The sequence below is a fragment of the Psychrobacter sp. APC 3281 genome (genome assembly GCF_030407815.1).
Taxonomy (GTDB): domain Bacteria; phylum Pseudomonadota; class Gammaproteobacteria; order Pseudomonadales; family Moraxellaceae; genus Psychrobacter.
In genome coordinates this window covers 14,333-40,285 of record NZ_JASDCS010000010.1, presented here as the reverse complement: position 1 = coordinate 40,285, position 25,953 = coordinate 14,333, and the positions used below count along the sequence as shown (strand labels likewise).

Annotated in this window: 18 protein-coding genes; 3 read left to right on the top strand and 15 right to left on the bottom strand. The window is 42.8% G+C overall.

Translation table 11 applies throughout. The annotated features are described in order from the left end of the window. Positions 1-65: 65 nt before the first annotated feature. From QL886_RS10010 to QL886_RS10000, 3 genes are all read right to left on the bottom strand, one after another. Positions 66-530 carry a BLUF domain-containing protein gene (locus tag QL886_RS10010; RefSeq protein WP_290178599.1) on the bottom strand — a complete coding sequence of 155 codons (465 nt, stop codon included), beginning with the start codon at positions 528-530 and terminating at the stop codon, positions 66-68. Between the two features lie 373 nt (positions 531-903). Further along, complete coding sequence (locus tag QL886_RS10005) at positions 904-1,377, bottom strand: BLUF domain-containing protein (RefSeq protein WP_201568660.1); 474 nt, start codon at positions 1,375-1,377, stop codon at positions 904-906. A gap of 452 nt (positions 1,378-1,829) precedes the next feature. Further along, the gene (locus QL886_RS10000; protein WP_290178597.1) at positions 1,830-2,336 is read right to left on the bottom strand and encodes a hypothetical protein; all 507 of its coding nucleotides are present in this window, start codon (positions 2,334-2,336) and stop codon (positions 1,830-1,832) included. A 300-nt stretch (positions 2,337-2,636) separates the two neighbouring features. Between QL886_RS10000 and QL886_RS09995 the strand changes: the two genes are divergently transcribed. Further along, on the top strand, positions 2,637-3,467 hold the full coding sequence (locus QL886_RS09995; protein WP_290178596.1) for an HAD family hydrolase: 831 nt from the start codon (positions 2,637-2,639) through the stop codon (positions 3,465-3,467). Between the two features lie 201 nt (positions 3,468-3,668). Here the strand turns inward: QL886_RS09995 and QL886_RS09990 are convergent, their stop codons facing one another. Next, entirely contained in the window at positions 3,669-4,496 is an 828-nt protein-coding gene (locus tag QL886_RS09990) for a 3-oxoacyl-ACP reductase (RefSeq protein WP_290178595.1), read from the bottom strand. A gap of 375 nt (positions 4,497-4,871) precedes the next feature. On the opposite strand from QL886_RS09990, the gene QL886_RS09985 reads away from it, so the two are divergent. Further along, positions 4,872-6,005 carry an extracellular solute-binding protein gene (locus QL886_RS09985; protein WP_290178594.1) on the top strand — a complete coding sequence of 378 codons (1,134 nt, stop codon included), beginning with the start codon at positions 4,872-4,874 and terminating at the stop codon, positions 6,003-6,005. A gap of 78 nt (positions 6,006-6,083) precedes the next feature. Here QL886_RS09985 and QL886_RS09980 read toward each other — a convergent pair whose 3' ends face one another. From QL886_RS09980 to pilM, 11 genes are all read right to left on the bottom strand, one after another. Beyond that, positions 6,084-7,295, bottom strand: a complete 1,212-nt coding sequence (locus tag QL886_RS09980; protein WP_114701635.1) for an FUSC family protein — start codon at positions 7,293-7,295, stop codon at positions 6,084-6,086. Positions 7,296-7,584: 289 nt separating this feature from the next. Then, positions 7,585-9,006 (bottom strand): glutamate synthase subunit beta, encoded by a 1,422-nt coding sequence (locus tag QL886_RS09975; protein ID WP_290178592.1) that lies wholly within the window; start codon positions 9,004-9,006, stop codon positions 7,585-7,587. Positions 9,007-9,224: 218 nt separating this feature from the next. Then, positions 9,225-13,688, bottom strand: a complete 4,464-nt coding sequence (gltB, locus tag QL886_RS09970; protein ID WP_290178591.1) for a glutamate synthase large subunit — start codon at positions 13,686-13,688, stop codon at positions 9,225-9,227. Between the two features lie 864 nt (positions 13,689-14,552). Then, positions 14,553-15,641, bottom strand: coding sequence for a hypothetical protein (locus QL886_RS09965; RefSeq protein ID WP_290178590.1), 1,089 nt, complete (start codon positions 15,639-15,641; stop codon positions 14,553-14,555). A 130-nt stretch (positions 15,642-15,771) separates the two neighbouring features. Beyond that, positions 15,772-16,878, bottom strand: coding sequence for a 3-dehydroquinate synthase (aroB, locus tag QL886_RS09960; protein WP_290178588.1), 1,107 nt, complete (start codon positions 16,876-16,878; stop codon positions 15,772-15,774). 75 nt (positions 16,879-16,953) lie between these two features. After that, on the bottom strand, positions 16,954-17,514 hold the full coding sequence (gene aroK, locus QL886_RS09955; protein WP_201549312.1) for a shikimate kinase AroK: 561 nt from the start codon (positions 17,512-17,514) through the stop codon (positions 16,954-16,956). Positions 17,515-17,719: 205 nt separating this feature from the next. Then, positions 17,720-20,071, bottom strand: a complete 2,352-nt coding sequence (pilQ, locus tag QL886_RS09950) for a type IV pilus secretin PilQ (RefSeq protein WP_290178587.1) — start codon at positions 20,069-20,071, stop codon at positions 17,720-17,722. A 27-nt stretch (positions 20,072-20,098) separates the two neighbouring features. After that, on the bottom strand, positions 20,099-20,632 hold the full coding sequence (locus QL886_RS09945) for a pilus assembly protein PilP (protein WP_160023655.1): 534 nt from the start codon (positions 20,630-20,632) through the stop codon (positions 20,099-20,101). Continuing rightward, on the bottom strand, positions 20,632-21,351 hold the full coding sequence (gene pilO / locus QL886_RS09940; RefSeq protein WP_102090383.1) for a type 4a pilus biogenesis protein PilO: 720 nt from the start codon (positions 21,349-21,351) through the stop codon (positions 20,632-20,634). Before pilO ends, QL886_RS09945 begins: the two co-directional genes overlap by 1 nt. Further along, on the bottom strand, positions 21,348-22,001 hold the full coding sequence (locus QL886_RS09935) for a PilN domain-containing protein (RefSeq protein ID WP_290178585.1): 654 nt from the start codon (positions 21,999-22,001) through the stop codon (positions 21,348-21,350). Before QL886_RS09935 ends, pilO begins: the two co-directional genes overlap by 4 nt. Further along, a complete protein-coding gene (gene pilM, locus QL886_RS09930) occupies positions 22,001-23,056 on the bottom strand; it encodes a type IV pilus assembly protein PilM (protein ID WP_290178584.1) in 1,056 nt (351 codons plus the stop codon). Before pilM ends, QL886_RS09935 begins: the two co-directional genes overlap by 1 nt. A 193-nt stretch (positions 23,057-23,249) precedes the next feature. Between pilM and QL886_RS09925 the strand changes: the two genes are divergently transcribed. Next, positions 23,250-25,886 (top strand): PBP1A family penicillin-binding protein, encoded by a 2,637-nt coding sequence (locus QL886_RS09925; protein ID WP_290178583.1) that lies wholly within the window; start codon positions 23,250-23,252, stop codon positions 25,884-25,886. Positions 25,887-25,953: the final 67 nt, after the last annotated feature.

Sequence of the window (25,953 nt, the reverse complement as noted above, 5' to 3'; positions counted from 1 at the left end):
TTTTATGCTGGTTAGAGCAGACAGTCTTTATACTAAACGCATACTACGCATCTATAATTTATGAATTAACCATCTTCAAATATCGCTGTCAAAAAGCTTTCAATCTGAGTACTTTTCATTAGGTAAGGATTGAAATCAAAACCTGCTGAGAAACTTTTTAAGGCATACTCCTCATCTTCGGCACTTTCCGTCAGGTGTTTGGTTACGAACCCATCCCACCGAAGCGCTTCTATCTCTTCCACCTTGACAACATTAGGAACAATCTTGAAATGCTCATCAATTATCTTCGCTAGAGCAGCGTTGACCGCCGGTCTTGAGCCTTGAATGTTTTGAACAAAGTAACCGTCATTGATCACAAGCGCTGCAACTAACCCACTTTCCTCAAAGTATCTTCGCCATTGCTCAAGAGCACGAGTCAACTCTATACCTGTTTTCATTTCGATGTTTTTACCGATATACGTTAGGCTAATCAGCAGATGCTCGCCATGTCTTTTCCTATTTTCTGAAGTTTGACTGGTCGTTATTTGCATAAGAAAATCCATTTATATAATAAGTACATAAATTAATATACACTTTATCATAAAGTATAATCAATAAAACTCTTGGTAATTGACCAGTTTCTTATCATTCATACTTTAAAATAACATGGCAAAAACAGGTATCACTAGGTCATTTTTAGTAGTTAAATCCTGCAAGAGTCAGGTATGAATAGTCACTTATGAACATCCGCCAATATTCTGTCCAATTGCTAAGAAAACATCCTGTACCGATACTGCTAATTTGCTTTCAACAAAAAGCCGCCTATACACAGGTATAGACGGCTTCTATATTTTAGCTAGGGCAAGTGGCTATTACCTATTCTAAGAGGTAATAGCTTAAAAACTAAATGCCACTCATTTAAAATTAATTAGATTCAACATCTTCAAATATCGCTTTCAAAAAGCTTTCAATCTGAGAGCTTTTCATTAGATAAGGATTGTAGTCCGAGCCTGCTGAAAAGTTCTTTAGAGCATGCTCTTCATCTTCAACGCTTGAGGTTAGATGTTTAACTAAAAACCCTTTCCATTGGCGCGATTCGATTTCCTCTATATTCACAATATTAGGGACAATAGTGGAATGCTCGTCAAGTATCTTTTCCAAGGCAGTATTGATAGCAGGTCTTGTTCCTTGAAAACTTTGAACGAAATAACCTTCGCTAATGACTAAAGCTGAAACGATATCGTTCTCTTCAAAATATCTGCGCCAGTACTCAAGTGCGCGAGTCAGCTCAATCCCAGAATCTAGATCGACATTTTTGGCGATATATGTCATGTGGATAAGAATATGCTCGCCATGCCTTTTTCTATCTTCTGAAGGTTGGCTTGTCGTTATGTTCATAAGAAACCTTATTTATAAAATAATTCATTCAAATCAAGGTATACTTTAAGATAAAGTATAATTAATAACATTTTTATCATTTGCTATGATTTTTTTAGATTTATAACATAGAAGTTTCAATGATATAGCATACCGATATCTATAGTAGTAAAATTATACTACAAAGTTGTCACGTTCAGTATCTTGGCATTATTCAAATAGTTAACAAGCCTAATCTATATTCTCCTATAGCCCTGCCGCAACGCACTTATATGACTAAGTCATGTTTACTTATAGACTAAACTCTACAAGCATTTATCAGGGTCTATCATGTTTATTAAGTTAGCGTATTTATAGGTATATAAAACACAACTTACCTTCAATAAAAAGCCGTCTACACTATGTATAAACAGTTTTGTATAGACGACTTTGTTGCATACTAATTGTTGCATATTAATTGAATAGCTAACGTATCAATACCGACCCATTTCAACTGTTGTCTCAGCAAGTACCGAATCACCTTGCCATGCTTGTACATCTACCGTATACAGATAGTTTTTACCGCCAGAGCAAGGCGGCTTATATGCACCGCCTGCCTCGCCTTTACGATTACGGTATTCTGCGACCATCTCAATACCGACTGGTACTTCGTAAGTGTGACCAAATACTTGTGGCACTTCTGCGCTCGTAGCGCCCTCTGGTAGTGCGAACTCTACGATACCATGCCTACCATGCTGCATACGTTTGTTGCTTACATCGTTATAGACGAATACCAAGCTCTCCGTGCCTGCCGGAATGTTTGAAACAGTCATGCTAGGCGTGGCTGGACTTTTGCCATCATAATTTAGACATTGCTGCCCTTCAGGTATTTTCTTGCCATCCCAAGCAGCATCATTAAATTTAACATCCATTGCAAAAGCATTGGCAGATAAAGCTAATGTTGCAAAAACTGTAATCGATTTTAAGGTGAAAAAGTTCATGCTTGTTCCTTTAGGTAGCCGATGCATTAATAGGAATAGACCATCTTATTTCGTAGATTGGTTTTGATAATTTAATATAACTTTATAATAAATAAACACGGTTAAGTTAGTCATATCGTTTAGCATTTTTGTTAATCCTCTGAACAGGCCATGAACAACCTTACAGACAATTATGCGGATACTGTATTAATAAGCATGCTTGTAGCATCATAGGTTACTCGATAGGTATTTATCTGATTGGGTATGTTGTAGTAGTATCTGAATCATTGTATCTACACGACTAAAAATAATAGGATTATCATGTTTATCGAAGATAAGATTGCCAAAGAAAGTATGACTACTAAGATCTCGACCCCAAAAATCATCTTTTTTGACATCGATGATACCTTGAGCCGTAACGGCATCATCGCTGAACACAATAAAGCGACGCTTGAGCAGCTTGCAGATACCGATATTAAACTAGTGATTTCGACTGGTCGTTCTAAAGCCATACTGCCTGAAGATATTCTAGCGTTGCTTGATGCAGATATATTGGACGCCATTATTTGTATGAATGGACAATATAGTTTTGATAAAAGCGGCCGAATCAGCCACTACCCATTAACGGCTGAACAGACAGATAAAATCGTACGCCTGTGTCAGCAGAGTGATTTGATTCATAAGTTTGACTCTGCCACTCATATCGCTTGGTCAGGCGAAAATGAACGTTTACGCGAGTTCAATGCGGTCACGCCCAATTCGATCCTTGACCCTGAGTACTACAAATTAAATACCGTGTATCAGTGTTCGGTATTTTTTAACAATCAGCAAGAAAAAATGCAAGACATCGATTTTGCTCAATACGATTTAAAGCTGGTACATTGGCATCAGATTGGTGCTGACATATTACCAGCAGAGGCATCAAAAGCTCGCGGTATCAAAGATGTATGCGAGTACTATGCGGTAGATGCAAGCGAGTGTATGGCATTTGGTGATGGTATGAATGACCTAGAAATGTTTGACTTGGTTGGATTTGCTGTGGCCATGGGAGATGCACAGCCAGCTTTAATAGAACGCGCTAACTTCGTTACTGGGACGATTGAAGAGTATGGTATTCAAACCGTGCTTAATCAGTTAGCAATGAAGTCATAAAACTGTTCAGGCACATAAAACCATTAATATTTATTTAAAAAAAGCCCTTACTAGCTGACTAGTAAGGGCTTTTTATTATGGGCTAATTTTATATAGACGTTTCAACTGAAAACTGTAGCGGTGATGACTTCAATACATTGATGATCATTTTATACCTTCTACAAATCCAATAGAGCGTTAAGCAATCAGTTAAGGCCTCAATTAAGGCATGGTCAAGCCACCATCGACGGCGATAGATTGTCCAGTAATAGCCATGCTCAAATCAGATGCCATGAGCAATACTGAATTGGCAAAGTCAGCTACTGAAGTCGCTTGGCGCAGCGGTGTTGTAGTCGCGATATAATCAAATACCTCTTCAGTGGTTAAGCTGCTTGCGTCGGTGGTTTTTAATAAGCCACCTGCTAGCAAATTCACCCGAATACCATATTTACCAAGTTCGCTCGCGAGATTGCGCGTTAGCCCAATTAATGCTGATTTAGCCGTGGTGTAATCATAATAGGTAACCACTGGGTTGTAGACAAGATTGGTTGAGATATTAATAATTTTACCTACTTGCTGCGCTTTCATTTGCGGCAGCACCGCTTGCACCATATTGACCGCGCCTTTAACAATACCGTCCATTTGTTGTGAAAAATGCGTCCACTTAACCGTTTCGATACTGGTGTACGCAGCGCTTGGATTGAACTGATAACTGGGCAAAGCATTATTGACCAATATATCGATACGACCATGACGAGTGATGATTTCAGCTGCCATGGCTTGTACTTGCTCAAGCTCGGTGACATCCGCCTGATAAGCAAATGCTTGACCGCCTGTCGCGATGATATCAGCCACTATCGTCTCAGCAGCCTGTTTACTATTGAGGTAGTTGACGCAAACGATAGCGCCTGCTGCCGCCATTTGCTGTGCAATCTGTGCACCAAGCCCACGACTGGCTCCAGTAACGATTGCGACTTTATCCGTAAGCAATGTCGGTATAACTGAGTGGCTTTTATTCAAGGCATTTTGAGTTGAGGTACTTTCGGTCATTGTGCTGTATCCTTTATTATTATGGTATGGTTGGTGTCTTAAAGCCAAAGGTTGATATCTGCTTAAATGATGTTCGTCATACTTCGACCTGCACCAATCATAGCATGGTTATATACTATCTTTTCTCGATTCGACGTTAGCAGCTCGCTAGCAATTCTACTCAGAATTAGCTGTCATTAAATTAGTTTTGCTACCCACCTCATTAGCCCAATTGGCTATTTTTATTAGTATTGTCAAGCACTGCCTTAATAATAACCCTTTAAATTGTACAAATTAATGACCATAATAGTTTTATTGGCCATGTCAGGCTTGTATCTTTTTGGCTTTTTTATTGAATTTTTCTAATTTGCATTATCTTTATTTAGGAGAGATATTTTGACCCATTTATCATCGTCCCATCCCACTACTCACACCTCGGCTAGTGTCAGTCGCATAGTGCCAAAAGCATTATTAGCAGTGGCTGTCGGCCTGGTGCTTGCCAGTTGTAGCAACTCTGACAATGCAGCGGATGGCAGTGCTGCGGCGAGTAATGAGACGCTGAACCTTTACAACTGGTCAGAATATATGCCGCAAGAAATTCTTGATGGCTTTGAAGAAGAGACTGGCATCTCAGTTAATTACACCACATTTGACTCTAACGAAGCCATGTATGCCAAGCTCAAACTGTTGGATGATTCGAGCCAGTATGACTTAGCCATTCCATCGACTTATTATGTCGAAAAAATGGCGAAAGAAGGGCTGTTGCAAGAGCTAGACAAATCAAAATTGAGCAATTTCAAAAACCTTGATACCTCATTTACTAATACCAAAGTCGATCCTGATAACAAATACTCTATCCCTTATATGTGGGGCAGCACCGGTCTAGCCATTAACGGTGACAGTGTCGATCCGAAAACTGTCAATAGCTGGAATGACCTATGGGATCCTAAGTATAAGGGTCAGGTGATGCTGACCAATGACGTGCGTGAAGTATTCGGTATGGCACTGCTGACTCTTGGCTACTCAGGTAATAGTAGCAATCCTGACGAAATCGAAGCTGCTTACGATAAGCTCACCACGTTGATGCCAAACGTCAAAACTTTTAACTCTGATGCGACACGTATGCCGTATATCGAGGGTGAGACGGCACTTGGTATGACATGGAATGGTGAAGCAGTCATGGCCAATGACGAAGGTTTGACTAGCTTGGTTTATAAGTATCCAACCGAAGGCGCTATCTTATGGATGGACAACTTTGTCATTCCAAAAAACGCCAAGCAAGTTGATGCAGCACATAAATTTATTGATTACTTGTTGCGTCCTGAAAATGCAAAAATCGTCAGCGAAGAGATTGGCTACGCATCACCAAACATAGCAGCGCGTGAGCTGATGGATGAGAGCGTCCAAAACAATCCAACGATTTATCCTTCTAAAGAAGTACTGGCAAAAGCTGAGTTCCAAGAAGATGTGGGCGACGAAGCATTGCAAGTGTATCAACAGTACTGGGACAAGCTAAAGACTGGTCGTTAATAGTTTTGATTTAGCATTTTAGAATAAAGTAGTCTTCGAAAAAAAACGCTGATCCTAAATGGTCAGCGTTTTTTTACGTCATAAATGTAAATCCGTCTCGCCGCCCTGCTCTTTCATTCGGCGCTGCTCGCGGCGTTGATAGCCCAGACCGGATGCAGCAAACCAATGCGGTTTCGATGTTTGTAGTAAATCACTCAGCTGCTGCAACTGAGTCTGCAAGGTTTGGGTCAGCCAAAAATAGCCCTGCCACTCAAATGCTAGGTGCTGTACGCTTGGATACTCTGAGACGGCAATACGAGTAATGGGCCGGAATACTTCGTCACTTGGACTACGTAATACCGCTGCCATGTGTTGCATCGCTTGGGTTAGCTCATGCTGATAATGTACCAATAAAACATGGTTTTCTTCATCAATTTCGATATTTGCTAAGCGCGGAGCCGCACTTAACAATAAATCAATCGTCCCGATGATATTACGGTGGGTACGTTGGATCGTCTCTAGCGTTTCTTTTTCGATTCCTGACTCACTTGCTGTCGCCGCAATATGTGGACGCACAGCCAGCAAGCGTTTATTGATCTGTTGTAATGCTGTGACCAACGCTCTGTCAACGGGTACTTCCTTAACTGGAAAGGCTACTGGGTTTAACTTTTGAACAGAGTCGTCCACTACTCCATCCGTTGCGTCAATATGATGACCTACGCCCGCGTAAAGGCTACTACAAGCGTCAAGGTTGCTACTCAATAAAAATCGCCACATCAAGGTCGATTTTAGCGGCAAAATTAGCGTTACTGCTACCGAAACGCCTGTCCCCAGTAAGATATTTAGCGCGCGGTAGATACCATCTTGACCAATGCTATTATTGCCTAAATCAGAGACAATCATCAGCATAGTGATACCCGTTAGCAGCCCTGTATACCCAAGCTGTCTGACAGCTAGATAGCCAATGATACCGCTGAGCAGACCAATAAGCGCATAGTCTACCCATAGCCATGCACCTGCATTTTGATTAAACCATAACACTCCAAGCGCAGTACCTATACCTAATAAGGTACCGATCACGCGCTCTTTAGCCTTGGTATAAATAGCGCCTTGGTATTGCAATAACCCTAGAATAATAAATACTGTAATGGTCGTCCATTCACCGTGCGGAAGATTGGTGATTTTATTGACCAATAAAGCCAGTATCACAGCCGTGCCTAGGCGGGTGGCATGTAGGATATCTGCATGTTGGTAGCGAACATAGGGTTCGATAAATGGAGCAGTGATACGCTGATAAAGGGTGGGTTTCACGCAAGGCTACTCTTTTTGGGTGGAATATTTAGGTGAGATATTTTAGTAAAGGATTATTAAAATATCTCAATAACTAAGGGTAAATATAAATGGATATTCTATCAGCAAAATGACGGGCAAAAAATAACGCCTTTTACCTATTATTCACAGGTAAAAGGCGTTATAAAAAATATCCTAGCACACTATATTGAAATCTACGCTATTGAAGATTATTTATCAAATGACTCAACAAATTGTTCATTGAGAACTGCATCAGTGTTAATGAGTAATAGTCTATTGCGCTAGCGTATTACACTTCTAGGTAGTCTAGAATACCTTCCGCAGCTTCACGGCCTTCCCAAATCGCTGTCACAACCAAGTCAGAACCACGCACCATATCGCCACCAGCGAAGATTTTAGGATTTTGGGTCTGGAATTTAAAGGTTTGCTTTTCGGCTGCTAGTACGCGACCAGAGCTGTCCATCCCCACTTGCTGAGACTCGAACCAATCAGCAGGACTTGGTCTAAAACCAAATGCCATGATGACTGCATCACATGGAATGATCTCTTCAGAATTAGGAATTGGCTCAGGGCGTTGACGACCACGGTTGTCTGGTGCACCTAGCTGAGTAGTAACAACTTTTACACCGTTAACTTTACCGTTTAAGCCAATGATTTCGGTTGGCTGACGATTAAATAAGAACTCGACGCCTTCCTCGCGAGCATTGACCACTTCGCGGCGTGAACCCGGCATGTTTTCTTCGTCACGGCGATAGGCACAAACTACTTTTTCGGCGCCTTGACGGATACTGGTACGGTTACAGTCCATTGCTGTATCGCCGCCACCAAGTACCACCACCTTTTTACCTTTAAAGTCGATGTACTCTTCAGCGTCTTTTTCCCAGTCATTGCAACGGTTCACGTTGGCAATCAGGTAATCTAACGCATCGTAGACGCCTGTCAGCTCTTCACCAGCGAAGCCGCCACGCATATAGGTGTATGTACCCATACCCATAAATACCGCGTCATACTCAGCCAATAGCTCATCAATGGTGAAGTCTGTACCAATCTCTGTTTCTAAACGGAATTCGATACCCATGTCTTCAAAGATTACACGGCGATTGCGCATGACGTCTTTTTCCATTTTGAACTCAGGGATACCGAATGTCAGTAAGCCACCAATTTCAGGGCGCTTATCAAAGACGACTGGTTTGACACCATTTCTGACCAAGATATCCGCACAACCTAAACCTGCTGGTCCTGCGCCAATGATAGCGACTTTTTTATCTGTCCAAACGACTTCAGACATATCTGGACGCCAACCAAGTGCAAACGCGGTATCGTTGATATATTTTTCGACATTACCAATGGTCACTGCACCAAAACCATCATTTAACGTACAAGCGCCTTCACACAGACGATCTTGTGGGCAAACTCGTCCGCATACTTCAGGCAAGGTATTGGTACGGTGGCACAATTCAGCTGCCTGAAATATCTGACCTTCTGTCGCCAACTTTAGCCAGTTAGGAATATAGTTGTGTACTGGACATTTCCATTCGCAGTACGGGTTACCACATTCAAGGCAGCGATGCGCTTGCTGAGCAACGGCTTCGTTTTCGAAAGGTTTATAAATTTCAACAAACTCTGTTGAACGCGTTGCAATGTCTTTTTTGGTTGGATCAAATCTCGGTACATCTAAAAACTGGAAGTTATTTTCTAAGCGTTTTGCCATGGTGCTATCTCTTTTATATAAGGCTCTTTTGCAGTGGGTGGCGACAGTCAGCGATGTTTGGTTTGTCTAAAATCTAAGACATGTATCGCTGCTGTTACGTACCTGCTGAAAACCTGTGAGTTAAAACGTCTCTAAAAACGGAACGCTGGCTAACCTGATTAAAGCGACTGCCGATCCATCAATGCACTCCATTGATACGATAGGCAGTTACGTATCGGCTATTGTGGGTCGGCCATGGTAGTTTTAAGAAGGCTTGCAATGTTCGCCGCTTTTGGCTTAACCAAATAGAACTTACGAACATAGTGCTCAAAGTCGTTCAGAATTGTCTGGCCCCATGCACTGCCTGTTTTATCTACATGAGCTTCAATCACTTGTTGCAAATGAATGCGATGCTCTTCTGTTTGCTCGCTTGAAATACGGTTTAGATCGATTAGCTCATGGTTGCAACGGTCAAAGAAGTCGCCTTCCATATCGAGTACATACGCAAAACCACCCGTCATACCAGCACCGAAGTTGAGTCCAGTACGGCCAAGAATCGTGACAATACCGCCCGTCATATATTCACAGCAATGGTCGCCTGTGCCTTCGATGACTGCATGTGCACCAGAGTTACGAACGCCAAAACGCTCACCTGCTGTACCAGCAGCATATAGCTTACCGCCAGTTGCACCATAGAGACAGGTATTACCGATGATGGCCGTTTCTTGTGCTATAAAGTTTGAGTCTTTTGGCGGATAGATAACAATCTCACCGCCTGCCATACCTTTACCCACATAGTCATTGGCGTCGCCTTCAAGCTCGATATTTAGGCCACCAGCATTCCACACGCCTAGGCTTTGCCCTGCCGTACCAGTTAGACGCAGCTTAATGGGCATATCGCTCATGCCAAGGTTGCCCCAGACTTGCGCAATTTCACCAGAAATACGAGCACCGATAGAGCGGTCACAGTTACCAACGAAATAGCTATAGTCGCCGCCCGCCCCTTTGCGAATGTTCACAAGCATATCGCTAATCATCTGCTCAGCAAGCAAACCTTTATCAAACGGTTCATTACGCTCCACCTGACAAGTTTGGGCTTTGCCCACACTGGCTGGATGACTAAATAGCAATGGCGTTAAATCAAGATGACGCTGCTTGTCCGTATTACCTTCTAAGATATCAAGCAAGTCAGTACGACCGACCAGCTCCTCCATGCTACGAACCCCTAGCGCTGCCAACCACTCACGCGTCTCAGTTGCGACAAACTTAAAGAAGTTAATCAGCATTTCTGCTTCGCCAATGAAATGCTCATCACGCAGCTTGGCTTTTTGAGTTGCAACACCTGTCGGACAGTTATTCAAATGACAGATACGTAGGTACTTACAACCAACTGCAATCATTGGCGTGGTACCAAAACCAAAGCTCTCTGCACCCAAGATAGCAGCTTTTACTACATCCAGTCCTGTTTTTAGACCACCGTCAGTCTGGACACGTACCTTATCACGTAACCCATTCACTCGTAGAGACTGGTGAGTCTCAGCCAAACCTAGCTCCCATGGTGAGCCTGCATGATGGATAGACGATAGCGGAGACGCTGCTGTACCACCGTCATAGCCCGAGATAGTAATCAGATCGGCATAGGCTTTTGCAACACCTGTCGCGATCGTACCAACACCTGGACGTGAGACCAATTTAACCGATACCAATGCATCTGGATTGACTTGTTTTAAATCAAAAATCAGCTGTGCCAAATCTTCGATAGAATAAATATCATGATGCGGCGGCGGTGAAATCAAAGTCACACCTGGTACTGAATAACGCAAACGTGCAATCAGCGCATTGACTTTACCACCAGGTAGCTGCCCACCTTCACCAGGCTTGGCACCTTGGGCTACTTTAATCTGCATGACTTCGGCGGAACGAAGATATGCAGGCGTTACCCCAAAACGACCAGAAGCCACTTGCTTGATTTTTGAGTTGCGCAATGTGCCGTAACGCGCAGGATCTTCACCGCCTTCACCAGAGTTTGAACGACCACCGATGGTATTCATAGCCATCGCAATTGACTCATGCGCTTCAGGAGATAGCGCCCCTAATGACATGCCAGCTGAGTCAAAACGCGTCAAGATTTCAGAGATATCTTCCACTTCATTGACATCGATACTGTTGTCAGTTTTCAGTTGCAACAAATCACGCAAAGTCGCGACCGGACGGCTATTAACTAGCTCAGCATAATTACGGTAATTATCGTAATCACCAGTACGTACCGCGGTATGCAGGCTGTTAATCACATCGGGGTTAAAGGCATGGTACTCTTTGTTGAAGACAAACTTGAGCAGACCGCCCTGATCTAGAGGGGCACGACGCTTAAACGCATTGGCAGCCAATTGTGCTTGATCAGCTGCAAGGTCTGCAAAGGTAGCGCCTTTGATACGGCTTTGTACGCCTTTAAAGCACAAATTGACGACTTCTTCTGATAGGCCTACTGCTTCAAACAACTGCGCGCCACGATAAGAAACAATGGTAGAGATACCCATTTTTGATAAGATTTTTAGCAAACCTTTATCCAAGCCTTTGCGGAAATTAACACGGGCTTGAATCGGATCACCAAGTAACTCACCAGTAGCGACCAAATCATCAATGACATCATATGCCAGATATGGATATACACAAGTTGCACCGAAGCCAATCAATACCGCTATTTGATGCGAGTCACGAGCAAGACCTGTTTCAATGATTAAGTTAGCATCGGTACGGATACCTTGCGCGATTAGATAATGATGCACAGCGCCAGTAACCATAATGGCATTAGCTGGTACTTTGTCTGCATCGATATCTTTATCAGATAAGACAATCAACGTATTGCCTGAGCGAATGTTATCTGCCACCTGCTCACAAATAGCCACGATAGCATCAGATAGCTCTAAAGTACGGTCATAGTTCAGATCAATCCGAGCCATCTTGAACGCTGGATCATCCAAAGTTTCAAGCTGCTGCATTTTGCTGGCTGACAATACTGGCGATGACAAAATAATACGATGAGCATCTCTCGCAGATGGTGCAAATACATTAGTCTCAGCGCCTAGACAAGTCTGCAACGACATCACTATAGATTCACGTAATGGATCGATTGGCGGATTGGTCACCTGTGCAAACTGTTGGCGGAAGAAGTCACCGACATGGCGGATTTGCTGCGACAGTACAGCCATTGGCGTATCGTCACCCATTGAGCCGACTGGTTCTTGACCATTTTCAGCATTAGGGCGAATGATTTCTGTACGCTCTTCATTGGTGATGTGATACATCTTTTGTAGCGCTTTGAGCTTATCACCGCGGCACGCTTGCGTTGCTAACGTTTCTTCTAGACGTTCATCATCACGAACACGCGTCGCTTCTTCACGCAACCATTTACGATATGGATGAGCCGTTTTCAATAAAGTTGCAATAGCCGTCGTATCTAAAATTTGACCAGTCAACGTATCAATGACCAGCATTTGACCAGGTCCAACGCGACCTTTTGCCAATACATCTTGTGGCTCGTAATCCCAAACACCCACTTCTGATGCAACAGTGATATAACCGTTCTTAGTGGTTACCCAACGTGACGGGCGCAGACCGTTTCTATCGAGCATACAGACCGCATAGCGTCCATCTTGAATGACTAGACCTGCTGGACCGTCCCACGCTTCCATATGCTGTGAGTAAAACTCATAAAACGCACGCAGATCCATATCCATGCTATCAACATTCTGCCACGCTGGCGGTACCAAGATAGACATTGCATGGAACAGATTCATACCACCAGACATGAGCACTTCAAGCATGTTATCTAAGCTTGATGAATCTGAACCGGTACTATTTACAAGTGGTGTCAGCTCATTCAAGTTAGGCAGTTTGTCTGATTTTAGCTTTGGCGTACGGGCTTTAGACCAGTTGCGGTTGCCCGTAATGGTATTCAACTCGCCATTATGCGCAAGATAACGGAAGGGTTGTGCCAGTGGCCAGCGCGGTAACGTATTGGTTGAGAAACGCTGATGGAATACTACGATATGTGATACCAAACGCTCATCTTGCAAATCCAAGAAAAACGCTGGCAAGTCTGAAGGCATTACCAAGCCTTTATAAATAATGGTCTGACAACTCAATGAGCAAACATAGAATAGCTCATCATCTATCAAACGCTGCTCTGCTTTTTTGCGTGCAACAAACAGCTTACGGTTGAAGTCATCAGCAGCTAGATCATCTGGCGCATTAACGAACACTTGCTTAAAGTCTGGCAATGTCTCACGACCAATCTCACCAACAATACTCAAGTCGAGTGGTACATCACGCCAGCCAGCCACTTCTAATCCTTGGGCGGTAATCTCATCGCTTAATACTTGTTGGCTATGCTTGGCTTTATCGCTATCTAAATTCACGAACACCATACCGACAGCAAAGTTGTCCGTAATGGCAAATTGCTGCTCGTCAGCAATCTGTTTAAAGAAATCGGTAGGCGTCGCTAATAGTAAGCCACAACCATCACCAGTTCTACCGTCAGCAGCAACACCGCCGCGATGTGTCATACAACTTAAACTATGAATGGCAGTTTTTACCAAATCATGGCTCGCTTCACCCTCAATATGGGCAATTAGGCCAAAACCGCAATTATCAGAAAAATCATCTGGCGTGGCCAGGTGTGTTTGTGAGGAAATCATTGACATAGCTTGTCCTTTTAAGTAGACGGGCAACTTACATTTCCAATGCGGAGTATAAGTTGGTACCCGTAAGCAGAACGGGCTGATAGTGGATATTCGTGTGTTCGAATTGGCAAATAGTGCAATGCTCGATAGACATCATACTCTAAGAGAAAGTAAAACCCTTGACCCTCCTGGTCATTAGCTGATGTCTTGACATGTGGTCCGTGTATCAAAAGATAGTAAGTAGCAGCCCTTGGCAACGGGAGAATCTACGCCCTTAAATGCCAGTTACTCAATCAGTGATATCTAATGCCATTCATTTAAGCATCATTTGTTATGTTGTCATGTCTAGCATTTAGCGCTACGCATACAATAACTTAATAACGGTGCACTCGTTTATCTTGAATATCTGACGCTCTGTATTCAAGCACTTTGTTTACCCTAAAAAGAGTGACAATAAGAGAGGTTGCGTCACTTACGATAACCTTATTATAGATAGTAAGTAACCGCGCTTGAGACAATAATATTTAGTAAAGAACTCTAAAAACTAAGAAAAAACCACTAAATAGTTGTTAAATAGACATTTTTTACGATAACTATACAGAACGTCGCCCACAGTTATATTAGTTAATGATTGTCGAAAAATCTAGTCTTTTCTATCGATTCATCAGCCATAAATTGTAAGAGGACTTATTACTATTGGTTATGAGACAAATAAAACTGCTATTAAAATCTTAATGCAAACCATATAAATGACAGTTAGCAAAAGGCTTTGATAATACTTAGCAATAGTAGCTTGCCGCTTATTGTGACGATAAAACTATTTTGTATAGTGCTAAAAAAACCCACTAACCAAATAGCTAGTAGGTTTAATTAATCAAGCAAAAATTAATTACTTTTGTCTTCTATTAGCGCTTTTATACTATCGCTATTATTTTTGGGAGGGTTAGCGTTAGCACTTTTGCCATTAGCATTTGAATTATTGTTCGTGTTACTAGGAGGCTTAGGCGTTGGCACGACTGGTGGCTTCTTACTAGTAGAGTTCTCCGCCGGTGCCGCAGGCTTTTTGTTTTCTGGCGCGGACTTACTTGCGTTGTTTTCATCTTTTGGCGAGGCTTCAGATATTGTTTGCGTCTCACCACCAACCGTACGCTCTTCGCTAACAGATAGCGTGGCAGAGGTATCTACCGACTGACGAATACTTTCTTGAGTGCTGCTACTATTAGCGCTTTCTTGGTTACTTCGATTACTGTTAGCACTAGCTGCTTGAGCAGCGGCGTCATCAGCTTCTTCTTGCAAACGAGCTGGCACTTCGCGCTTAGTAGGTTTCAAATCGACGGCACGTGTACGTTTCGTACTCAAATCTTTTACTGGATCAGGACGCTCATAATTATCAATAATACTGACATACCGATTAATCTCTTCTGGCAGTACACGTACGTTTGTAGGTAACTTAAAGTCTATTAGCTTTGCGGCTCCTACCGCTTCTTGCGGGCTACTCATAATCCCATAAGTCAGCATATAACGGACTTGTTTTTCATCATCAAGATAACGGAAGTAAGCAAATCTATCGCGATCTTTACGGCCTTCTAAGTAACTAACAATCACATCATTTTCAGCGACATTCATTACTTGAACAGTCCACTTGCCTTTATTAGCCAGCAGATAACGCTTGTCTTTGAACTCGTCTGGATAATCGCGCAAATCTCGAATCGTTGCATCAAAGTTAATCGGTTGTACATCCGTATCTAACTCATGTAGCGATTCGACTTTTAGTGGTTGCTCAAACTCTTCATTCAAAATCTCTGGCGCTGATATTGGTGCATTCTCAATTTTGGCACCCATGGTTGGCGTTTGACTAAACATCCATACTAACGCTGTGACCACCCCTAAAAGCAAGGTCACTATTAGCCAAATCAGTGCTTGACGACTGTATGATTGGCTAGCAGTACGCGTTTTTGTTTTTGATGTTGCCATGAGGCGGTCCTTGGTAAACACATGTTTTACAGCATGATATAAATGCTTATTTAAACAGGGGTACAGCTAACCAGTCGGCTATAAGTACGAGATTTTAGTATAAATATATAAACGATAAATTCTTGAGACGTTACGCGCTATGTTTTGACAAAACTTCATGCAATAGTTGGCCGTCAAACTCATTAGTCATTACCGCATCGCCAATTGATTTTAACAAAATTAGGCGGATTTGTCCGTGTTTCACCTTTTTATCGTGTCCCATTAAATCTAGAGCAGTGTCTACATCGATAGCTGGGGGCGTAATAGGTAAGTTTGCCAACTCTAAAACATGCTTAATACGTACGACTTCATCATCAGTTAACCAGCCAATTTTTTGCGATAGCTCAGCTGCTTGTACCATGCCAGCGGCTACTGCTTCGCCATGTAACCAATTGCCATAGCCTTCATGTGTTTCAATCACATGACCAAAAGTATGTCCAAAGTTCAATAGCGCGCGCACACCAGACTCTCTTTCGTCTTGTGCCACTACATCGGCTTTGTACTGACAGCAGCGCTTTACGGCTTCACCAAGTACTGCCAAATCAAGCGCCATCATTGCAGGCAAGTTTGCTTCAAGCCACGTTAAAAACGCCTCATCCATGATAAGGGCATATTTAATAATCTCAGCCACTCCAGCCGATAGCTCACGCGCAGGCAGTGTCTTAAGCGTACTCATATCAGCAAGCACCATTTGCGGCTGCCAAAAAGCACCAATCATATTTTTACCTTGCGGATGATTGATACCTGTTTTACCACCAACACTAGAATCTACTTGTGACAGTAGCGTCGTTGGAATTTGGATAAAATTGACACCGCGCATAAAGCTAGCAGCAGCAAAACCAGTCATATCTCCGATTACACCACCGCCAAGGGCAATAAGTGTCACATCGCGATTAAAGTGTTCTGTCATTAGCGCATCGTAAATCTGATCAATACTTGCCTGATTTTTGTATTGTTCGCCATCTGGCAGTGCGCACACCTTTACCGTAAACTGCTCTGCTAGCTCATTTTCTAATGCTTTTAAGTATAAAGGTGCCACAGTGTCATTAGTAACGATCAAAACCTGACGACCACTGACATAAGGCGCGATTTGCTTCGCCATACTGCTATGTTCAGTCGTAGATTTTTCAGTAATGACAATAGGATAATCATGACTTTGCGTATGAACTATTAGGCCATCATGAAACGGCATTACCATGTGATACTCCTAAAGCATTTTCGGTGAGGTAAAAGTAATTGAGTCTGCATATCAAACGTAGTTACCAGTCTATTACTAGTCTTCTTGGTGCGCCGATGAGTCCGTAGTGCAATCAACAAATGATTCTAGCTGCTGCATCAATTGATTGACCATATGGCGTGGGTACGTGTGACCAGTAGGCATAATAATATGGGCGACTTGGCGATAGAGCGGATCGCGCGCACTGTATAACTCTTGCAATATTTTTCTAGGATTAGGCTGCTGCAATAGTGGTCGAGACTTGTCTTTAGAGGTGCGTGCTAGCTGCACCTCGACAGGTGCGTTAAGATAAACGACGATGCCACGCTGTTTTAGGAACTCTCGGTTTTCAGCACACATAACTGCACCGCCACCGGTCGCTAATACGATTTGAGAGTTTTGGGTCAATTCATCAATGGCACGCGTTTCACGCTCACGGAAACCTGCTTCACCTTCTTTGGCAAATATCCAAGCAATGTCGGCACCTGTCTGCGATTCAATATACCAATCACTGTCTACAAAAGTGCGACCTAACTGCTTGGCAAGCAGTTTCCCGATTGTCGTCTTCCCTGCTCCCATCGGACCCACTAAAAACACCGACGGTAATTCCTGCCCCATAATACTTACTCAGCTAAATTAGGTATGATACAACGTCATTGTTATTCTGGCTAGTAATGAGCCGTGATTATTGTGAGTAAAGTTTAGAGCACACCATTCATCAGTACATACATAGATATTACAACACTAAAACCACTAATTTCGCGCATAAAAAAAGCAAGCACTATGGCTTACTTTTTTTAGTAACTAGCTAAACAATTTATGATTAGTTTAGACGACTCGTACCATCATTAATAAGCTTTGGAGTTACGAAAATAAGTAGCTCTTCCTTACTATTACTACGTACATCACGACGGAATGCACGACCGATATAAGGCAAGTCCCCTAAGAACGGTACTTTATCTACGCCATTACTAGTGCGGTTTTTAAAGACGCCGCCTAACACCACTGTCTGTCCATCTTCAATGATGACATTGGTTGATATAGAGTCCTCAGAGATAGCAACCTGATTATTGATAATAGTTGGCGTGCCGTTGGTAATGACCAATTGCAAACCAATTTTACCATCAGGCGTGATGTTTGGTGTCGCTTCTAGACTTAATGCAGCCTCTCTAAAACTGGTTGTCGTGGCACCACTGGCTGATGCTTCTTGATACGGAATCTGAGTACCAGAAGAAACTTTCGCTGTCTGCTTGTCCGCCGTCAAAATCTTTGGTGTAGAAATAACTTCACCACGGTTGTCCGCCTGTAGTGCTGACAACTCAAGATCAAGCATTACATCAGACATACTGAGCAAACCAAAAGCGATACTGCCAGCTGGGTTAGAAACGCCTAAATCAACGTTTAGGTTATCAGGACGACTAATGTCATAAGAAGGATAAGAAACGGTTTGACCATTTACCGTCGTCGTCTCTACATCAAAATCTTTCAAATCCCATAAGGTTTGATCGCTACCGCCAACCAATAAGCTACGGTTGTTGGCTGCACCATTTGACAAGATACCCCAACGAACACCGATCTCTTTACTGAAGCTATCAGTTGCACTGACGATACGTGCTTCAATCATGACTTGACGAACAGGAATATCAATTTTGCTGATTAGTTTATGGATATTTTCGATACTGTCAGCAACGTCTTTAATAATCAAAGTATTAGTACGTTCATCAACCGTTACCGTACCACGATTGGATAACAACGTATTATTATCCTCACGATTTGATAGGCCACTATTATTACCGGTCGCGCCGCTACCTTGCGAAATAAGCGTTAAGACATCTTGTGCTTTTGCATAGCTTAAACGAATGTACTCAGTACGCAAAGGTGCGTAAGATTGAACAGCTTGCTGCGCTTCTAATTCACGTGCTTCTTGCTCAGCGAGCTCAGTAGAAGGCGCAACCAAAATCACATTACCATTCTCACGCTTACCCAAGTTTTTGCTTTTCAAAATAATATCGAGGGCTTGATCCCAAGGAACGTTAATCAAACGCAAAGTGATGTTACCAGCAACGGAATCACTTGCCACGATATTCATCTCAGTAAACTGCGCCAAAATATCTAAGACACTACGAACCTCAACATCTTGGAATTCCATAGATAGCGGTTCGCCACTATAGACTCTTTCTTCCAGCGTCGGCTCACGTAACAGCTCAGGCTTTTTAATACCAATATTCAACTGGTTACCTGATTGGTAAGCTTGATACTCATAATCGTCATTCATGTTAATGGTGACGACGCCATTCTGTCCTTGGTTTTTGGTATCAATACTACCAACAAGACCACTATTAATATTCAATCGGCGTAGTAAGTTTCTCGGAACCGTACTACCAGTCAAACGTACGACAAGTTTATTGCCTTGACGCTGCACATCTACTGGAATGGCTTCGTTGGCGAGTACCATGCTGACATTGCCGCCACCATCACTGCCTGCTGAAAAATTGACTGCGCTTAGCCCATCATAACTATACTGCTTGCTTACTTGCGAAGCTGCCAATTGAGGATTCAAAAGCGGATTGACTCTGACCACCATCGTATCAGCTGGTACTTCGTTCTTCACCACAACCTTGCTCGTAGTACGTACAGGTGCTACTGGTACAGTGGAGCTCTCAACAATAGGCGTAACAATTGCGGTCGTTGTCATACTATTATTGTTATTGAGCACATCTTGAATCGGGTCGCTGGTAATGACGGGACGATTAGGATCAGTGATGGTTAGCAATAAATCATTGCCTTCAATCGCCGTCGTATAATTTCCTGACTCTTTCAAACCAACAATGAGGCGCGTGGTACTGTCACTACTTAGCGTCGTAACGTCATTAATCGCACCAATGTTATATTCGTTGAAGCGGCTAGCAAGCCCATTCTGTACTTGTTCGAAATCTAAGACTAAGCGACTAGGATCATCAAGCTGATAGGCTGCAGGCAATACTGGCAATCCTGTAAACCCCAAACGCATTTGCGTCACTGCAGGTGCGGTCTGTACTACAGAGACATTATCGATGCGCTGTGCAGCATGAGCACTATTAGTCACAGCCACCATACTGACTGCCAGTGCTGAAATGGCAAAAGCAGAAGACATGCGGTTGCTCATCATCATTACCTTGTTATTGCGTACTGTCATTATTTATTCCTCAAAAAATCTGCCGACTTAGCTTATAGGGGATACCAGCGACTGGGGTTTTTCTACAAACCCTGCGCGGCTATCTGGCACAATTTCAATCAAGTTAACCTGGGTCGGCGTGATTTCAACAATACGGCCGTCATTCAATCCAAGATAATCGCCTACTTTAACACTGGCAACCGAACCATCAGGACGTTGTATCAATGCATATCGCTGACCTTCGGGCGAAATCACCACACCTCGGAAGACCAATTGCGACAATTCATACTGCTCAAGCGGTTCTTTGATTCTGTTGATATCTGGTCGTACACCATCTATAGGAGTGGTCGGGCCTTGTACATTGACTAAACTCGGTGGTAAAAATGGACTACGCTGCGAACTAGCGCTATATACAAAATCCTCTACCAGCTCGGCTTTAGGCGGCGGCTCAATAGGCTGTGCAGGCTGATTACGGATATCGGTCATTGCCTGTTCTGCCATACCTATACGGTCACTACACCCAGTCATAGATAAAACAGCGACACTTAAAACCAATAGCATGGGCATTCTTTGAATACTCATTAGTTGCCTCCTGCATTTGCATCAGTAGCAGCGGCTTCATCACCTTCAGGAGCCGCTTCTTTAGAGCGATAAGTCTTAGTTTGCAAGACTAAGTTAAGCTCTGGCAAAACATCTAATGTAGGCTGCGGGTTACTGACTTCAAAATCATGCATCGTGATAATTCGAGGCAGTGCAGCCAGACCACTGATAAAGCTACCAAACTGATGGTATTCACCCAAAGCAGCAATACGTATTGGCTGCTCAATAAAGAATTCATTTTCAATTTCAGGCTCTACTGAAATATCCTGAAAACGAATATTACTACCAACGCCTGTCATGTTTATGCCTTCCACCAATTCTGACACACGCGTATCTTTCGGCAACTGATCTAACAAAGTATTAAATTCAGTTTCCATTTGGACAACTTGCGCTTGATATGCTTTTAAATGACGTGCGCGAGATTCTTTTTCACGGTAGCTATCAAGCAAGGTCTGCTGCTGGCTTTCAGCCGCATTGATCTCATCGATTTTGCTACTGATGGGTAATGCCCATGACAATGCTGCGATAAAAGTGATGATAAGACCAATCACTGTCACCTTTACAGGTAATGGCCAACTGCCATAGTTTTCTGAATCTAGCGACTCAAAACTACGACGAAACTCATTTAAATCGAATTGCTTTTTTGGCTTTAAAGCAGATTTTTTGGTTTTAGAGAGGCTCTTTTTGCGGATAAGCTTCATAATGCACCTCCTAGACCAGTATCGGTATCAGCAGCAGTCTGAGTTTCCGATTGTACTCTAGTCGTTACTACAAACTGTACGTAACTGTCTTCAGGATAAACGGGGCGCACTTGCTCACCAGTATTAACCGTATTATTGAGTACTGGAGCAGCCTCATAAGCGCTAATATTCTGTTGAATGTTACTTACTGCTGAGTTGCCCATCCATTTACTGTTATCAAGGTTACGAATCAGGCTGGACACAATATTTGGATTGTCCGCTAAGCCTGTCAAAGTTAGCGTATCACCTTCACGTTTGAGGTTATTTAGATAAAGTGCTGGTGGAATAGCTTTAGCGAGATCATCCCATAAACGTACAGGCACAGGACGTCGTCCCTGCAAATCTTGAATGACTTGCATGCGTGAAATAATGTCTTCACGGCGCTGTTCTAAACTGTCAATTTCGGTCAATGCAGTGTCTAAGCGAGTGTTTTCTTGTTCGATCAATGCGTTGGCATCAAGCTGCTCATCAAGTTCATTATTGAAATAACTCCATGAAGCAAAAGCTGCTAATAGGGTCAGTAACGTTACTGCCACTATCAATGTCATAAACTCTTTGTTACGACGTTCACGCTCTTCTTGTCGCCAAGGTAAAAGGTTAATACGAGCCATTAGTCAAAGCTCCTTAACGCAAGACCGCATGCAGCCATTAAGCTTGGCGCATCAACCGCCAGTTGCTCATTGTCAATATTTGGTGCAATAGTCATATTGGTAAAAGGGTTGGCAACACTGACAGTTACACCCAGCTTTTGTTGTGCCATACCAGCGAGACCTGCAATAGAACTACTGCCCCCTGCAAGCACCACATGATCGATACTGCTATATTGACTTGATGAAAAATAAAACTGTAAAGAGCGAGTGATTTGTTGAATGGTATTTTCTATAAAAGGGGTTAGTACTTCAGGATAGTAGTCATCAGGCAAGGTACGTTCGCGTTTACTTAGTGTCGCTTCTTCTGCTGATAGGCCATAGCGATTTTGTATTGCCTCGGTCAGCTGAGTACCACCAAATAACTGCTCACGACTATAAATAAACTCACCATTCTTGGCAATATATAATGTGGTCTGATTATGGCCGATATCTACCAATGCTACTAGTTCTGGTACATTTGGTAGGCTATCTACCATCAATCCAAACGCACGCTCGATTGCATGAGATTCGATATCCATGACTTTCGTTTGTAGTCCACCAAAGGCTAAAGCATCAACACGTTGGTCGACGTTTTCTGAACGAGAAGCAGCAAGCAATACCTGAACCATATCTTCACTAACCAAAGACGGTCCTAATACTTCAAAATCTAGATTGACGTCTTCTAATGGATAAGGCACATACTGATCAGCATCTAAACGTATTTGCGCCTCACGCTCTACATCGCTGAGTGTCATATCCATATCAATGATTTTAGTAATCACTGCAGAGCCAGAAACAGCGGTCGCAGCATTGCTACCCGCGACTTGGCAGCGTCGTGCCAAGCTCGTTATAATATTACCGGCAGCTTCTGTATCTACTAGAATCTTATCAACCACGATACCTTCCGGTAGTCTTTCAATACCATAAGATTTTAGGTGGAACATGCCTTGCTGACGCTGTATGTCAACCAACTTTACTGAGGTGGCACAAATATCCACGCCAATCAAATGTCGACTTTTGGAAGTAAATAGCCTCACTAGCTCTATACCTTATATTAAGTGTACAATCTGGTAGTTATTTGTAATAATTCAATACAATACTTTACTTAATTGATAGATTCAAGCATTTAAAAATATATTAAGACCAACTTACACATTTATTATGACCTGCCTATTTTGTTCAATGTATAATAATATTGTCTGCTACAAATTCTAACTAATAAGTCTTATTATGGCCAAAACAAATGCTACCGCTCGTCTCATTCGCTTTTTGGTGGGACTCTTTATCGCTTGCCTAGCATTGGCAGTTGTTCTAGCACTTGCTGTACCTATTGGTTTTTATGGGATGGCCATGTATCTATCGCCGACCCTACCTAGTACGCAAGAGATTAAAACAGCTAAACTAGAAATGCCATTACAGATTTATAGTAGTGATGATAAATTAATTGGCCAATATGGCAATCGTTTATCGTTGCCAGTTAGTTTTGATGAGATTCCTGAAGATTTAACTCATGCTTTTTTAGCAGCCGAAGATGCTTCTTTCTTTCAGCATAGTGGAATTAGCATTAAAGGTCTTGGTCGCGCTGTCACCGAAGCAGTCACTGATGACGATGGTCAAACCGGTGGCTCTACCATTACGATGCAGGTCGCCAAAAATTACTTCTTAAGTCCAGAACGTACTTTAAACCGCAAACTAACAGAGTTGTTTTTGGCGCGGAAGATCGAAGACGAACTGAGCAAAAATGACATCTTGACACTATATGTCAATAAGATTTATCTGGGTGAAGGCGCCTATGGCATCCGCGCTGCGGCCAAAAAATATTATAGTAAGTCATTAGACCATCTAACCATTGCTGAAATGGCCATGTTAGCAGGTCTACCAAAAGCCCCTTCTAAATACAATCCTGTTGCCAATCCTAGCCGTGCATTGACTCGCCGTAACTGGATCGTTGGACGCATGCATGAGCTTGGCTATATTACCAAAGCTCAGTATGATGAAGCGGTCAACTCCCCTATAGGTATCAACCTATATAAAGAAAAGCTCGATGTAAATATGCCTTATTTGGCAGAAATGACGCGAGCTTCTTTGGTCGAACGTTATGGCGATCAAGTCATGCACGGTGGGTGGCGCGTACGTCTCACAGTAGATAGTAAAGCGCAAACAGATGCAGAAGCAGCAGTAATAACAGGCTTAATTGCCTATGAGCATCGCCATGGTTGGCGCGGTGCTGAAGCAAATGATGAACCTCTCGAAAACTTCCGACGCTACAGCAATATGTCTCCTGCCAAAGTGACTAAAGTCAATTCTCGTAGTTTTAATGCAGTCCTTCAATCCGGTGAAGAAGTGACCGTTAATTGGTCTGGTATGAAATGGGCGCGCAAATATATTTCTGCCGACCGTATTGGTTATTACCCTAGCAATGCCAGTCAAGTCGTTAAGAAAAACGATATCGTTCGTGTGATACCTACTTCAAATGGCAACTGGCAACTAGGTCAAATACCTAAAATCCAAGGCAGCTTGGTCTCGTTGAATCCAGAGACTGGTGCTGTCAATGCATTGGTCGGTGGCTTTGATTTCAACCACAGTAAATTCAACCGTGCCTTGCAAGGATGGCGTCAACCTGGCTCTACCATTAAGCCACTTGTTTATACGGCCGCTTTAGAAAAAGGTTATCGCCCAGATACCATCGTGTCTGACCGAGCTATCCAAGTAGGTGACTGGAAACCCAAAAACTCTGATGAACGTTTCTTAGGTGATATCACTTTACGTCGTGGTTTATATTTGTCTCGTAACCTCGTATCTATTCGCTTGTTGCAAGCTATCGGTATCTCAAGTACGCGCAACCTATTAGATGAATTTGGTCTTGATAAAGAAAAGCTGCCGACAACCTTGTCATTAGCACTTGGAGCAGGACAAGCCACACCATTACAAATGGCCACGGCTTACTCAACTTTCGCGAATGGTGGTCATCGTGTCCAACCTTACTTTATTGAACAAATTTATAATTATAAAAACGAGCTGTTGTTTCAGGCTAATCCACGTCAAGCATGTGCACTATGCTTTAACGAAAAACTTGAAAAGGTTAATAGCAGCTTAGTTGAAGAGTATGAGAAGTCAATTGAAGCGCTTGATGATAGCACTAATGAAATAACTGCCAATAATTCATTATCAGAAAGCAATGATAATAGCGAAACAACAGATAAAAAGCTTGATTTAACGGTATATAACGCAGGTCCACAGTCAGACCGCCTAAAAGCGCCTGCCGTACAATATGTAAGAGCCAAACAAGCACCGCGCATACTGCAACCTAGAGTCGCTTTTGAGATGGCAGATATACTACGCGATGTAGTCCAACGCGGTACAGCGGTAAGAGCAAAGGCATTAGGTCGCAATGATATCGGTGGCAAAACTGGTACTACCAATCAGGCCAAAGATGCGTGGTTTGCTGGGTTCCATCCTACCAATGCGACAGTAGTATGGATGGGATTTGATCAACCATCTACTATGGGTCGCCGTGAATATGGTGGTGTGGCAGCGCTGCCAGTATGGATGGACTTTATGAAAGCACAGCTCAAAGACACGCCAAGCCAATGGGTATCTATCAATAACCGCTCAAAATCCAGAAAGCAACAGCAAAGCATCATAGAGATGACTGATGATGGCGTCCTAGTTAACGATGACGCTAATAAATCAGCCAAGCCAGTCAAGACTCAAACCCAGCAGCGTAAGCCTTCGGTTCCAGAGCCTACTGAAGATACTAGCACTCCAACATCAACGAAACCAAGCAGCAATCGTAGTGATGACAGCGTACCGGAAAATCCATTAACAGTGACGCCCGTTGAAAGTATGCCTCCGATGCCAGAATAACAAACAACACTATTTTTAGTTAATAAGAAAAAGGCTTATTCAGCAATGACTGAATAAGCCTTTTTTA

Bases quoted from the DNA above. Each gene is read 5' to 3' on its own strand.
- QL886_RS10010 (WP_290178599.1), bottom strand. From the start codon at position 530: ATGCAAATAACGACCAGTCAAACTTCAGAAAATAGGAAAAGACATGGC.
- QL886_RS10005 (WP_201568660.1), bottom strand. From the start codon at position 1,377: ATGAACATAACGACAAGCCAACCTTCAGAAGATAGAAAAAGGCATGGC.
- QL886_RS10000 (WP_290178597.1), bottom strand. From the start codon at position 2,336: ATGAACTTTTTCACCTTAAAATCGATTACAGTTTTTGCAACATTAGCT.
- QL886_RS09995 (WP_290178596.1), top strand. From the start codon at position 2,637: ATGTTTATCGAAGATAAGATTGCCAAAGAAAGTATGACTACTAAGATC.
- QL886_RS09990 (WP_290178595.1), bottom strand. From the start codon at position 4,496: ATGACCGAAAGTACCTCAACTCAAAATGCCTTGAATAAAAGCCACTCA.
- QL886_RS09975 (WP_290178592.1), bottom strand. From the start codon at position 9,006: ATGGCAAAACGCTTAGAAAATAACTTCCAGTTTTTAGATGTACCGAGA.
- gltB (WP_290178591.1), bottom strand. From the start codon at position 13,688: ATGTCAATGATTTCCTCACAAACACACCTGGCCACGCCAGATGATTTT.
- QL886_RS09965 (WP_290178590.1), bottom strand. From the start codon at position 15,641: ATGGCAACATCAAAAACAAAAACGCGTACTGCTAGCCAATCATACAGT.
- aroB (WP_290178588.1), bottom strand. From the start codon at position 16,878: ATGGTAATGCCGTTTCATGATGGCCTAATAGTTCATACGCAAAGTCAT.
- aroK (WP_201549312.1), bottom strand. From the start codon at position 17,514: ATGGGGCAGGAATTACCGTCGGTGTTTTTAGTGGGTCCGATGGGAGCA.
- pilQ (WP_290178587.1), bottom strand. From the start codon at position 20,071: ATGACAGTACGCAATAACAAGGTAATGATGATGAGCAACCGCATGTCT.
- QL886_RS09945 (WP_160023655.1), bottom strand. From the start codon at position 20,632: ATGAGTATTCAAAGAATGCCCATGCTATTGGTTTTAAGTGTCGCTGTT.
- pilO (WP_102090383.1), bottom strand. From the start codon at position 21,351: ATGAAGCTTATCCGCAAAAAGAGCCTCTCTAAAACCAAAAAATCTGCT.
- QL886_RS09935 (WP_290178585.1), bottom strand. From the start codon at position 22,001: ATGGCTCGTATTAACCTTTTACCTTGGCGACAAGAAGAGCGTGAACGT.
- QL886_RS09925 (WP_290178583.1), top strand. From the start codon at position 23,250: ATGGCCAAAACAAATGCTACCGCTCGTCTCATTCGCTTTTTGGTGGGA.